The sequence below is a fragment of the Rhodopseudomonas julia genome, assembly GCF_030813515.1.
GTDB classification, from domain to species: Bacteria; Pseudomonadota; Alphaproteobacteria; order Rhizobiales; family Afifellaceae; genus Afifella; species Afifella julia.
On sequence record NZ_JAUSUK010000001.1, the window covers coordinates 948,145 to 961,121 of the forward strand.

10 protein-coding genes are annotated in these 12,977 nt (G+C 65.1%); 9 read left to right on the forward strand and 1 reads right to left on the reverse strand.

The window, feature by feature from the left end:
* Positions 1–158 precede the first annotated feature (158 nt).
* From J2R99_RS04420 to phoB, 9 genes are all read left to right on the forward strand, one after another.
* Complete coding sequence (locus tag J2R99_RS04420) at positions 159–1,010, forward strand: ImuA family protein (protein ID WP_307153267.1); 852 nt, start codon at positions 159–161, stop codon at positions 1,008–1,010.
* Positions 931–2,496, forward strand: a complete 1,566-nt coding sequence (locus J2R99_RS04425) for a DUF6504 family protein (protein WP_307153268.1) — start codon at positions 931–933, stop codon at positions 2,494–2,496. The genes J2R99_RS04420 and J2R99_RS04425 overlap by 80 nt, the downstream gene beginning before the upstream one ends.
* Positions 2,493–5,762, forward strand: a complete 3,270-nt coding sequence (locus tag J2R99_RS04430; RefSeq protein WP_307153269.1) for an error-prone DNA polymerase — start codon at positions 2,493–2,495, stop codon at positions 5,760–5,762. The genes J2R99_RS04425 and J2R99_RS04430 overlap by 4 nt, the downstream gene beginning before the upstream one ends.
* 232 nt (positions 5,763–5,994) lie before the next feature.
* On the forward strand, positions 5,995–7,041 hold the full coding sequence (locus J2R99_RS04435) for a substrate-binding domain-containing protein (RefSeq protein ID WP_307153270.1): 1,047 nt from the start codon (positions 5,995–5,997) through the stop codon (positions 7,039–7,041).
* A gap of 153 nt (positions 7,042–7,194) precedes the next feature.
* Positions 7,195–8,568 (forward strand): phosphate ABC transporter permease subunit PstC, encoded by a 1,374-nt coding sequence (gene pstC / locus J2R99_RS04440; protein WP_307153271.1) that lies wholly within the window; start codon positions 7,195–7,197, stop codon positions 8,566–8,568.
* Complete coding sequence (gene pstA / locus J2R99_RS04445; protein ID WP_370872266.1) at positions 8,565–9,935, forward strand: phosphate ABC transporter permease PstA; 1,371 nt, start codon at positions 8,565–8,567, stop codon at positions 9,933–9,935. Before pstC ends, pstA begins: the two co-directional genes overlap by 4 nt.
* Positions 9,936–10,043: 108 nt before the next feature.
* The gene (gene pstB / locus J2R99_RS04450; RefSeq protein ID WP_307154139.1) at positions 10,044–10,790 is read left to right on the forward strand and encodes a phosphate ABC transporter ATP-binding protein PstB; all 747 of its coding nucleotides are present in this window, start codon (positions 10,044–10,046) and stop codon (positions 10,788–10,790) included.
* 20 nt (positions 10,791–10,810) lie between these two features.
* Entirely contained in the window at positions 10,811–11,497 is a 687-nt protein-coding gene (gene phoU / locus J2R99_RS04455) for a phosphate signaling complex protein PhoU (protein WP_092808950.1), read from the forward strand.
* 17 nt (positions 11,498–11,514) lie between these two features.
* Positions 11,515–12,210, forward strand: a complete 696-nt coding sequence (gene phoB, locus J2R99_RS04460) for a phosphate regulon transcriptional regulator PhoB (protein ID WP_370872325.1) — start codon at positions 11,515–11,517, stop codon at positions 12,208–12,210.
* A gap of 8 nt (positions 12,211–12,218) precedes the next feature.
* On the opposite strand, the gene upp is transcribed toward phoB, so the two are convergent.
* Positions 12,219–12,863 carry a uracil phosphoribosyltransferase gene (gene upp / locus J2R99_RS04465; protein ID WP_307153273.1) on the reverse strand — a complete coding sequence of 215 codons (645 nt, stop codon included), beginning with the start codon at positions 12,861–12,863 and terminating at the stop codon, positions 12,219–12,221.
* Positions 12,864–12,977 lie beyond the last annotated feature (114 nt).

A 12,977-nucleotide genomic window follows, 5' to 3' on the forward strand; every position in this document is an offset into this window, starting at 1 on the left:
CTCGTCATCTGAGCTTTTGAGCAGCTTTCCCGCGGGCTTGGACGGATGGGAAATTATACTGTCTCGCGACCTCTCCCCCGCATCTTCACAGCACGGCTTGACTCTCTTCGCCATCTCGGGAATCCATGTGAACAAAATAGGAACATGATCCCATCGCTATGGTCGGAGCACAACACGACAAAGGCTGGCGCGCGGCCGTTCTCAAGGAGCTGCGCCGCGAAGTGGGCGCCCTGGAGGCCGGGGCTCGCCCGGATGCGCCGGCGCTCGCCTTCGAGGCGGAGGCGATCGATGCGCATCTGCCGGAGGGGGGATTGCGGCTTGGCGCCCTGCACGAGATCTGGGGCGGGTCCGCCGCCCCGATCGACCGCCAAGACCCTGACGGAACAAACAAAACCGGGATCGAAAATGCTGGCGGGAATGGCGGCGCAGAAGACATCGCCGCCGCCACCCTGTTTCTGGCCGGCCTTCTCGCCCGCCTCTCCGGCCCCGTTCTGTGGTGCCTCAAGGCCCGCGATCTCTTCACGCCGAGCCTTGCGGCCGCTGGCCTCGATCCGGACCGGGTGATCTATGCCGAAACCTGGCATGAGCGCGACGTGCTCGCCGCCATGGAAGAGGGTCTGCACCATCCGGGACTTGCCGCCGTCGTCGGCGAGGTGGCGCGGCTCGGCCTCACCGCATCGCGGCGCCTGCAGCTTGCCGCCGAAAGCGAAGGCGTGACGGCCTTCACGCTCCTGCGGCCGCATCGCCAGACGGGGGCGGAGCCGACGGCCGCCGCGACACGCTGGCGGATCCGTTCCGCCCCCTCGCTGCCGCTGATGCCCTCGTCTTCTGCCGCCAATCCTGTCGCCGGCATCGGGCGCGGGCGCTGGCGTGTCGATCTCATGCGCTGCCGGGGTGCGGACCCGGCCAGCTTCATCACGGAGGCCTGCGATGGCACGGGTCGTCTCGGTGTGTCTGCCCTTCTTCGCGACGGAGCGGATGCGCCTCACCTCGACCGATCTGCCGCCTGAGACGCCTCTCGCCTTGACGACGCGCATCGGCGCCCAGCGCCTCATCGCCGCCGTCGATGCGAAAGCCTTGGCGCATGGGCTGAAGCCCGGCATGGCGGCGACGCAGGCGCAGCTGCTCCTGCCGGGCCTCACCTTGCGCGATTACGCACCCAGGGCCGACGCCCATGGCCTTGCAAAACTCGCTGCCTGGTGTCTTGCCCGCTACAGCCCCGTCGTGATGCCCGCCCCGCCGGACGGGCTCTTTCTCGATGTCACCGGCTGCACGCATCTTTTTGCGGCAAGGACAGCGGGGCAGAGCCGCAATCTGGACGAAGGCGAGGACAACCTCCTCGCCGATCTCGCCGCCCGCCTCGCCCGCCGTGGCCTGACGGCAAGGCTGGCGCTTACCGGAAGCGTCGGCGCTGCGCATGCGCTCGCCCGCTTTGCCGCGCCCGACTGCACCCGCATCGCCGAAACGCAGAGCCTCACGCGCGCGCTCGCTCCCTTGCCGGTGGAGGCCCTGCGCCTTTCGCCGGAGACGACGCAGGCCTTGCGACGACTCGGCTTTGAGCGCATCGGCGACCTCATCGGCGTCAAGCGTGCACCGATCACCCGCCGCTTCGGCCATGACGTGTTCCTGCGCCTCGACCAGGCGCTCGGCCTGTCGCGCGAGCCGCTCGTCCCCCTCATCCCGCCCGAGCTCGTCTCCACGACACTTTCCTTCGTGGAACCGGTCATCACGGCGGAGGGGCTCGCCCAGGCGGTGGAACGTCTCTGCCAGGATCTCGCTGCCGCCCTGGAGGCGCGCCAGCACGGGGCAAGGCGGCTCGACCTGCACGTCACCCGGCTCGATCGCAGCACCAGCATCGTCTCGGTGCGCATGGCCAAACCCAATCGTGCACCAGAGCATATGGCGCGCCTCATCTGCGAAAAGCTTACGGGCCTCGATTGCGGCCTCGGCGTGGAGAAAGTCCTTCTCGCCGCCCCTTTCACGCGCCCGCTCCTGCCCGAGCAGATCGCCTCCGAGCTTTGCGGCCGGCCGAAGGAGCCCGATCTTTCCACCCTCGTCGACCGGCTCGCCAACCGGCTCGGCGCGGGCCGCATCTACCGCACGGCGCCCGTCGAAAGCGACTGGCCGGAACGCTCTGTGCGCCGGGTGGCGGCCCTTGCCCCGAAACCCAAAGTGGAGACGCCGCGGCCGGAGAATTGGGTGCGCGCCTGGCCGCGGCCGGCGCGACTTCTGGCCGATCCGATGCCCGTCGAAGTCATCGCGCTTTTACCCGATTATCCGCCGGCCCTCTTCATCTGGCAGGGGCGGCGCCACCGCATCTGCCGCGCCGACGGTCCGGAGCGGATTTTCGGCGAATGGTGGCGGGCCTCCGGCGAAATCGCGCTCGCCCGCGATTATTTCCAGGTCGAGGACGAGGCCGGCCAGCGCTTCTGGCTGTTTCGCGAGGAAGCGGGCGGCCGCCCCCAGCGCTGGTATCTGCACGGCTTCTTCGCATGAGTGCAGCCCCTTACGCCGAATTGCAGGCGACCTCGAACTTCTCCTTCCTGCGCGGCGCCTCGCATCCGGAGGAATTGTTCGCCGAGGCGGCACGTCTCGGCCTGCCGGCGCTGGCCCTCACCGATCGCGGCTCGCTCGCCGGCCTGGTGCGCGCCCACCAGGCCGCGAAGACGACGGGCGTGCGCCTCGTCGTCGGCTGTCGGCTCGATCTCGCCTGCGGCATGCCCCTTCTTCTCTATCCGCGCGACCGGGCGGCTTACGCCAGGCTCTGCCAGCTCCTCAGCCTCGGCAAGAAACGCGCCGGCAAGGGCGCCTGCGTGGTCACGGCGGAGGAAGTGACGGCCTTCGGCGAAGGCCAGATGGCGACGCTCATTCCAGACATGGCGGATGCGGAACTCGCCGCCCGGCTCGCCTGGCTCAAGGAAATCTTCGGCGCCGATGCCTCACTCGCCCTCACCTTGCGCCGCCGGCCCAACGATGCGGCGCGTCTTGCCGCGCTCGTCGCCATGGCGGAGCGGGCCAAAGTCGCGCCGGTCGCCACCAATGACGTCCTCTATCACGAGCCGGAACGGCGCATCCTGCAGGATGTCGTCACCTCTATCCGCGAAGGCGTCACCATCGACGAGCTCGGTTTTCGCCGCGAGCCCTTCGCGGAACGCCATCTGAAGCCGCCGGAAGAGATGGCGCGGCTTTTCTCCGCCTACCCGCAGGCACTCTCAAGAAGCCTGGAGATCGCCGCCGCCTGCCGCTTCTCGCTCGACGAGCTCAAATATCAGTATCCGGCGGAGGTCTCGATCCCCGGCCTCACGCCGCAGGAGGCGCTTACCAAACTCACCTGGGAGGGGGCGCAATGGCGCTTTCCGGACGGCGTGCCGGAAAAGGTCGCGGCTCAGATCACCCATGAACTTAATCTCGTCGCGGAGCTCAACTACGCGCCTTATTTTCTCACTGTCCATTCCATCGTGCGCTTCGCCCGTTCCAAGGGCATCCTCTGCCAGGGGCGCGGCAGTGCGGCCAATTCCGCCGTCTGCTTTGCGCTCGGCATCACCTCCATCGATCCGGAGCGCAACGACCTCCTGTTTGAGCGCTTCGTGTCGCGCGACCGCGGCGAGCCGCCCGATATCGACGTCGATTTCGAGCATGAGCGGCGCGAGGAGGTGATCCAGTGGATCTACGAAACCTATGGGCGGCACCGTTCCGCCCTCTGCGCCACCGTCATCCGCTACCGCTCCAAGGGTGCGGTGCGCGAGGTCGGCAAGGCGCTCGGCCTCACCGAAGACGTGACCGCCGCCCTTTCCTCGCAGATCTGGGGCTGGAGCAAGGAAGGCGTCGAAGAGCGCCATGTCGCCGATCTCAATCTCAATGGCAGCGATTACCGGCTCCAGCTCACCTTGAAGCTCGCCAAGGCGCTGATCGGCTTTCCCCGGCATCTGTCGCAGCATCCGGGCGGCTTCGTCTTGACCGAAGATCGGCTCGACACGCTCGTTCCGATCGAGCCCGCGGCGATGGCCGACCGTCAGATCGTCGAATGGGACAAGGACGACATCGACATTCTAGGCTTCATGAAGGTCGATGTTCTGGGGCTCGGCATGCTCGGCTGCCTGCGCCGCGCCTTCGATCTTCTGAAGGACCATTGCGGGCGCGATCTCAACATCGCCACCGTTCCATCTGAGAAACGCGAAGTCTACGAAATGATCGGCCATGCCGACACGATGGGCGTCTTTCAGATCGAAAGCCGCGCCCAGATGGCGATGTCGCCGCGCCTCAAGGCGAAAAACCTCTACGATCTCACCATCCAGATCGCCATCGTCCGCCCGGGCCCGATCCAGGGCGAGATGGTGCATCCTTATCTGCGCCGCCGCGAGGGCAAGGAGACACCCTCCTATCCGACGCCGGAATTTCAACGCGTTCTCGGCAAGACCCTCGGCGTGCCGCTCTTCCAGGAACAGGCGATGTCGCTTGCCGTCCATTGCGCCGGCTTCACACCCTCTGAGGCCGATCAGCTCCGCCGCTCCATGGCCACCTTCAAATTCACCGGCGGGGTCAGCGCCTTTCGCGACAAATTCATCACCGGCATGTGCGCGCGCGGCTACGACCCGGACTTCACCGAGCGCGCCTTCAAGATGATCGAAGGCTTCGGCTCTTACGGCTTTCCCGAAAGCCACGCCGCGTCCTTCGCACTTCTCGCCTATGCGAGCTCCTGGGTGAAATGCCACCACCCCGACGTCTTCCTGGTGGCGATCCTGAACAGCCAGCCGATGGGCTTTTACGCCCCCGCCCAGCTCGTGCGCGATGCGCGCGCGCATGGTGTCGAGGTGCGGCCCGTCTCAGTCAACGACAGCCGCTGGGATTCCACGCTCGAGCCGCTCGAAGGCCAGGAGGGCCGCTTTGCCGTGCGCCTCGGGCTGCGGCTTGCCAAGGGATTGGCCAACAAGGACGGTGCAGCACTTCTCGCCGCCCGCCATCGTCCCTATCAGAGCCTGGAAGAGATCTGGCGGCGGGCCGGATTGCCGGTGGCGGCGCTGGAGCGGCTTGCCGAAGCCGACGCCTTTTCATCCATCGGCCTCTCCCGACGCCAGGCGCTCTGGGAGATCCGCGCTCTGGCCGACAGCCCGCTGCCGCTCTTTGCCGCCGCCGATGCGCGCGAGGAGAAGATCCGGCCGGAGGGCAACGAGCCCGCAATCGCCTTGCAGGCGATGAAGCCCGGCCGCGAAGTGGTCGAAGATTATGCCGCCACGGGATTGAGCCTGCGCCGTCACCCGGTCGCCTTCCTCCGGGAGGATCTCACACGCCGGCGCATCGTGCCGACGGCCGATCTCGCCGATCTCAGAGAGGGACGCTTCGTGACCATCGCCGGCCTCGTCCTGGTGCGTCAGCGCCCGGGCAGCGCCAAGGGCGTCATGTTCATCACCATCGAAGACGAGACCGGCCATGCCAATCTCATCATCTGGCCGAAGCTCTTCGAACGACAGCGGCGCATCGTCCTGTCGGCCGGCATGATCGCCTGCCGCGGTCGCCTGCAGCGCGAGGGCGAGGTCACCCATATCATCGCCGACCAGCTCATCGATCTTTCCGACCTCTTGAAAAAGGTCGGCGAGCGCGAGGCGCCCTTCCCCTTCCAGCGCAGCCGCGCCGATCAGGCGAAATCCGGCGGCGGGCCGGATTCCCGCGAAGTGAAGGCCATGGGCATGCGCGGCCGCGACATCTTCATTCCCGACCTCAGATTCGACGGCGGCATTAAAGTGAAAACGCGCGATTTCCATTAACCAAATCGCCATCCGTCTCGTCCCGCCCGCAGCCGCGGATTCCCGGGCTTTGTGCCCGCCCCCGGCGAGCTCTTCCCTTTCCCGCGAAAACGATTTCTGCCCCGCCCAGCCGCGACTGTCATTCAAGTGTCATACTAATTTCACAAACCTGTTTCGCCCGACGCCTAGGAAGGCACCCGGTCATCGCTGCATGGCCATGCTTTCTTATGAAGCAAAACAGGGAGATATCTCAGTGACTTACAAGCTTCTCGCTGGTGTCGCGGCGCTGGCCGTAGGCGCCGCCTTCTCGGCCGGCGCTGCCAACGCCCAGTCCCGCGACACGATCCAGATCGCCGGTTCCTCGACCGTCCTGCCTTTCGCCTCCATCGTGGCGGAAGAATTCGGCAACGCCTATCCGGACTTCAACACCCCGGTCGTCGGCTCCGGCGGCTCCTCGGGCGGTCTGCGTCAGTTCTGCCAGGGCGTCGGTGACAACACCATCGACATCGCCGACGCGTCGCGCCGCATCAAGCCGTCCGAAATCAAGGCTTGCAACGACGCCGGCGTCAAAAAGATCATCGAAGTCCGCATCGGCTATGACGGCATCGTCTTCGCCACCAATGCCGACAAGGAAAACTTCGCCCTGAAGCCGGTCGACGTCTACAAGGCGCTTGCCGCCAAGGTCCCGCAGGACGGCAAGATGGTCGACAATCCTTACACCAGCTGGAGCGACATCGATTCCTCCCTGCCGGATCAGGAAATCCAGCTCGCCATCCCGGCCGGCAATCACGGCACGCGCGAAGTCTTCGAGGAGAAGGTCGTTCTCCCGGGCTGCGAGGAAGCCGGTCTTCCGGAGATGAGCAAAGACGAGATGAAGGCGACCTGCCTCAACTTCCGTCAGGACCGTGTCACGGAGATCTCCGGCGACTACACCGAGACGCTGGCGCGCCTTGAAGCCAACGACAACACGATGGGCGTCTTCGGCCTCTCCTTCTACGACCAGAACCGCGACAAGCTGAAGGTCGCCACGATGTCGGGCGTCGAGCCGAGCATCGATACGATCGCCTCCGGCGACTATCCGGTCTCCCGTCCGCTGTTCTTCTACATCAAGGGCGAGCACATCGGCGTCATCCCGGGCATCAAGGATTATGCCGAGTTCTTCCTCTCCGACGACATGGCCGGCTCCGGCGGTCGCCTCGAAGAGGCCGGCATGATCCCGGCTCCGGAACAGGAGCTCGAGACTCAGCGTCAGAATGTCGAGGACGAAAAGACTCTCTCGGCTTCCGACCTGCAGGGCTAATCTGATAGGGGCGGAGCGTGTTTACACGCTCCGCCCGTTTCTTTTGTCGGCTATCTTCGTTCCCTCTCCCCGCGACATGGCCATGACGGCAAGAGACAAAAGGCATCGCGCTTTCGGTTCGCTCAGCGCGAGCGCGCAACGAGAGGTCTGTTCGTGAGTGATCTCATACTCGTCGGTATTCTGCTGACCCTGATGGCGCTCGGCTATCAGGTCGCACTCGGCCGCTACCGCAAAGTGACGGGCCATTCGGAGGTCCGCCCCCATTCCCGTCCCGCCTATCACGGCCTGCTTGTCGCCATCTGGTGCGCCATTCCCGCTCTCGCGGTGATTATCGTTTTCGGGCTCTTTGAACCCGTCATCACCCGCTACGTGATCTTGTCTGCCCTGCCGCCGGAAGTCCGCGACCTGCCGACCCACGAATTGCGCGGCGTCATGCAGCGCATCCACCAGATCGCCACCGGCTTCGGCATTGTCGGCGAAGCCAAACCCTATGAGAACGTCGCGGCGACACGGCTCGGCACCTATCACGCGATCTGGAATTTCGCGCTCATCGCGCTGGTGGCGTCCTCGGCGGTCGCAGGCCTCGTCTATACCTTGCGCCGCATCACGCCCCGGCTGCGCGCCCGCAACGAGGTGGAGCGCGTCATCCGCGTTCTCCTGCTGCTGTGCTCCGCCGTCGCCATCATGACGACGGTCGGCATCGTCGCCTCGCTTCTCGGCGAGGCGGTGCGGTTCTTCGGCTTCATCAATCCGCTCGATTTCTTCTTCGGAACGGTTTGGAACCCGCGCTTTTCCTCCGTCGGCGCCGGCCAGGGCGATTTCGGCCTCCTGCCGCTTCTCGTCGGCACCTTGATGATCAGTGCCATCGCCATCCTCGTGGCACTGCCGATCGGGCTGATGACGGCCATCTACATGGCCGAATACGCCTCCTCGCATCTGCGCAACATCGCCAAGCCGATCATCGAAATCCTCGCCGGCATCCCGACGATCGTCTACGGCGTCTTCGCCCTCACCGTCGCGGGTCCCTTCTTCGCCGATATGGGGGCGGCCGTCGGCCTCAACATCAGCGCCACCAGCGCCTTCACCGCCGGCGCCGTCATGGGCGTGATGATCATTCCGTTCATCTCCTCGCTCTCCGACGACATCATCACGCAGGTGCCCGCCTCCATGCGCGACGGCTCGCTCGGATTGGGTGCGACGCGCTCTGAAACGATCAAACGCGTCATCCTGCCGGCGGCGCTGCCCGGTATCGTCGGCGCCTTTCTGCTCGCCGTCAGCCGCGCCATCGGCGAAACCATGATCGTGGTGCTCGCCGCCGGCAATTCGCCGGTGCTGCGCTTCAACCCGTTCGAGCCGAGCACCAGTGTCACCGTCTCGATCGTCAATCAGCTGACGGGCGACACCGATTTCGCCAGCCCGCAATCGCTCGTCGCTTTCGCCCTCGGCCTCACGCTTTTCATCATGACGCTCGGCCTCAACGTCGTGGCGCTCTACATCGTCCGCAAATACCGGGAGCAGTACGAATGAGCGCGACCGACACCATGTCCGCTTCGACGCCCATCGACAGCCAGCTCAACGCCGTCCGCGCAGGCCTCAAGCGCCGTCACGCGCAGGAGCGTCGTTTTCAGGTGCTCGGCCTTGCCGCGATCTTTGCAGCGCTCACCATGGTGGCGGTGCTCTTCGGCTCGGTTCTCTTCAAGGGGTTGCCGGCCTTCTGGCAATCGACCCTGCATCTTGAAATCTCGCTGACTGCGGACGTCATCGACGTCGGACCGCCGCCCGTCCAGAAGGCCGACCAGAATCCGGCCGAGTTCGAGGCGGAGCTGACCGACTGGCGGCGCGCTCTCGCCCGTGTCAGCTGGAACAAGATCCTGGAAAAGGCCGTGCGCGGCGTCCTGCCGGCCGATCTCGCCGACGCCAAGGCCCGCGACATCATCGGCATCGTGGCAAGCGGCGAACGCTACACCTTGCGCGACATGGTGCTCGAAGATCCGAGCCTCATCGGCCAGAAGATCGATGTCGATCTCCTTGCCGACGCCAATGTCGACAATTGGCTCAAAGGCAATATCGATCGTTCGCTCGGGCAAAGCCGCCAGCAGCTCTCGGCCGGCGAGCAGGAGATTGCCGATGCGCTCGCGGAAAAGGGCGTCATCACGCAAAGCTTCAATTCCGGCATCTTCTTCAATGTCGATTCGCGCTCCTCGCCGGCCTCCGCCGGTCTCGCCGGCGCCTTCATGGGCTCGCTCTACATGATGCTCGTCGTCATCATGCTCGCGGTCCCGATCGGCGTCGCCAGCGCCATCTATCTGGAAGAATTCGCTCCGACGAACCGCTTCACCGATTTCATCGAGGTCAACATCAACAACCTCGCCGCCGTGCCGTCGATCGTCTTCGGCCTCCTCGGCGCCTCGATCTTCATCAACTGGATGCATCTGCCCCTGTCGGCGCCGCTCGTCGGCGGTCTCGTGCTGACCCTGATGACGCTGCCGACGATCATCATCGCCACCCGCGGCACCTTGCGCGCCATCCCGCCGTCGATCCGCGAGGCGGCGCTCGGCCTCGGTGCCTCGCGCACGCAGATGGTCTTCCACCATGTTCTGCCGCTCGCCATTCCGGGCATTCTGACGGCCACCATCATCGGCGTCGCCCAGGCGCTCGGCGAGACCGCGCCGCTCCTTCTCATCGGCATGAACGCCTTCGTGGCGAGCGTGCCGTCGAGCCCGATGGATCAGGCGACGGCGCTGCCCGTGCAGATCTACCTCTGGCAGGGCAATGAGAACTTCAACTTTTTCGAAGCCCGCACAAATGCCGCCATCATCGTCTTGCTTGGTCTGATGATCAGCCTCAACGCGATCGCGATCCTGCTGCGCCAGCGCATCGAGCGGCGCTGGTAATACGGAGAATTCGCCATGAACGATATCAGCCACAGCCCGAGCGCGGCTCAAGCCACGGCGACAAAAGCGCCGCCCGAAGTGCCGCAGGAGAGTGCAGCCGTGCCGAAAATGCGCGCCGAAAAAGTTTGCGTCCATTACGCCGACAAGCAGGCCCTGTTCGACGTCGATCTCGACGTGCCGGAAAATCAGGTCATCTCGCTGATCGGACCGTCCGGCTGCGGCAAGTCCACCTTCCTCAGATGCCTCAACCGGATGAACGACACGATCGACATCGCCCGCGTCTCCGGCCACATCACGCTCGACGGCGAAAACATCTACGACAAGTCGCTTGATGTCGTGGAGCTCAGGGCCCGGGTCGGCATGGTCTTCCAGAAGCCCAACCCGTTCCCGAAATCGATCTACGAGAACGTCGCCTACGGGCCGCGCATCCATGGCCTCGCCTCCGGCAAGCGCGAGCTCGAAGAGATCGTCGCAACCAGCCTGCAGCGCGCCGGCCTCTTCAACGAGGTCAAGGACCGGCTCGACGAACCCGGCACCGGTCTCTCCGGCGGTCAGCAGCAGCGCCTGTGCATCGCCCGGGCGATCGCCGTGAACCCGGAAGTCATCTTGATGGACGAGCCGTGCTCGGCGCTCGACCCGATCGCCACCGCCAAGGTGGAAGAACTGATCGACGAATTGCGCGAAAACTATACGATCGTCATCGTCACCCATTCGATGCAGCAGGCGGCGCGCGTTTCGCAGCGCACGGCCATGTTCCATCTGGGCTATCTGGTTGAGGAGGGGCCGACGGACATGATGTTCACCAATCCGACCGACAAACGCACCCAGGACTACATCACCGGCCGCTTCGGCTAACCGGGAGAGGAATGAGCCCCGTGTCTGAACATATCGTCACCTCCTATGACGAGGAATTGCGGGAACTTGCCCGCTCCATCGCCGAAATGGGAGGCCTCGTCGAACAGCAGCTCGATGATGCCGTGAATGCGCTGTTGAGCACCAATTCGCAGCTCGCCCAGGACGTCATCCTCGGCGACCGCCAGATCAACCAGATGCATTACCAGATCGAGGAGCGGGCGATCCTCGTCATCGCCAAGCGCCAACCGATGGCCCAGGATCTCCGCGAAACCGTCGCCGCGATCCGCATCTCGCACGATCTGGAACGCGTCGGCGACCTCGGCAAGAACATCGCCAAGCGCGCGCTCGCCATCGAGGATCAGCGGATGAACCACCAGCTTCGCCGCGGTGTCGAACATCTGGCGAGCCTCGGCCTACGCCAGCTCAAGGACGTGCTCGACGCCTATGGCTCGCGCGACGTGCAGAAGGCGATCTCGGTGTGGCGCTCCGACGACGAGATCGACGCCATGTATGTGTCGCTGTTTCGCGAGATGCTCACCTACATGATGGAAGATCCGCGCAATATCGGCATGTGCACGCATCTTCTCTTCTGCGCCAAGAACATCGAGCGGATCGGCGACCACGCCACCAACATCGCCGAGACGATCACCTATCTCGTCACCGGCAAGCAGATGGAACGCGCGGCGACTGCGCCGTCCGCGGGTTGACGGAGTGAGCCATGCAGGTGCCCCGGATTCTCGTCGTCGAGGATGAAGAACCGCTGACGCTGCTTCTGCGCTACAACCTGGAGGCGGAAGGCTATTCCGTCGATACGGTGGGGCGCGGCGACGATGCGGAGTTGCGCCTTCTGGAAGAGGCGCCCGACCTCCTCGTTCTCGATTGGATGCTGCCGGGCCTCTCCGGCATCGAACTCTGCCGACGCGTTCGAATGCGCGAGGCCACCTCAAAACTCCCCGTCATCATGCTGACGGCGCGCGGCGAGGAAGACGAGCGCATCCGCGGCCTTGCCACCGGCGCAGACGATTACGTGGTCAAACCCTTCTCGGTGCCGGAGCTGATGGCCCGCGTGAAAGCGCTCCTGCGCCGCACGCGTCCGGAAATGGTCGCCGACAAGCTCGCCGCCGGCGATCTCGAACTCGACCGCGGCACCTTCCGCGTGTTTCGCGGGGGCCGCGAGATCCATCTCGGGCCGACGGAATTCCGGCTTCTGGAATTCCTGATGCGCAGCCCGGGGCGGGTCTTCACCCGCGAGCAGCTCTTGAACGGCGTCTGGGGCCGCGACGTCTATGTCGACGAACGCACGGTCGATGTGCATGTCGGCCGCCTCAGAAAGGCGATCAACCGCGGCCGCATGCGCGACCCGATCCGCACCGTCCGCGGCGCCGGCTACGCGCTCAACGAGCAGTTCGTTACGACCTGAGCCGCGGCCTATTTCGTCCCGTACATGCGGTCGCCGGCATCGCCGAGGCCCGGCAGGATATAGCCGTGCTCGTTCAGATGGCTGTCGATCGCGGCCGTCACCACCGGCACGTCGGGATGGGCGGCACGGAAGCGCTCCACACCTTCGGGCGCGGCCAGCAGGCAGACGAAGCGGATATCCTTCGCCCCGCGCTCCTTGAGGCCCCGGATCGCGGCGATCGCCGAATTTGCCGTCGCCAGCATCGGATCGACGGCAATGACGACGCGTTCGTGCAGATCTTCCGGCGCCTTGAAGTAATATTCCACCGGCTGCAGCGTCTCCGGATCGCGGTAGAGCCCGACATGGGCGACGCGCGCCGCCGGCACCAGATCCAGCATACCTTCCAGAAGGCCGTTGCCGGCGCGCAGGATGGAGGCGAAGACGAGCTTCTTGCCGGCCAAGGTCGGCGCCTCCATCGTGGCGAGCGGCGTCTCGATCGTCGTCGTCGTCAATTCCAGATCGCGTGTCGCCTCATAGGTCAAAAGTGCTGCGATCTCGCGCAACAGACGGCGGAAGCTCGCGGTGGAGGTGGCCTTGTCGCGCATGATCGTCAGCTTGTGCTGAACCATCGGATGATCGACGACGGTCACATCTCGTCTCGTTGAAGCGTCCACGCCCCTCTCCTTCTCGTCTGTCGTTCGTCGGCGGCTTCTGTCTCTCCCTGGGTGAAATGGGTCACGGCACCAAGGTCAACCCGCTGCCTGGAACCGAAAGGCGATATTCACCGG

Excerpts from the sequence above, each read along its gene's own strand:
- J2R99_RS04420 (WP_307153267.1), top strand. The coding sequence starts at position 159 with ATGGTCGGAGCACAACACGACAAAGGCTGGCGCGCGGCCGTTCTCAAG.
- J2R99_RS04425 (WP_307153268.1), top strand. The coding sequence starts at position 931 with ATGGCACGGGTCGTCTCGGTGTGTCTGCCCTTCTTCGCGACGGAGCGG.
- J2R99_RS04430 (WP_307153269.1), top strand. The coding sequence starts at position 2,493 with ATGAGTGCAGCCCCTTACGCCGAATTGCAGGCGACCTCGAACTTCTCC.
- pstA (WP_370872266.1), top strand. The coding sequence starts at position 8,565 with ATGAGCGCGACCGACACCATGTCCGCTTCGACGCCCATCGACAGCCAG.
- pstB (WP_307154139.1), top strand. The coding sequence starts at position 10,044 with ATGCGCGCCGAAAAAGTTTGCGTCCATTACGCCGACAAGCAGGCCCTG.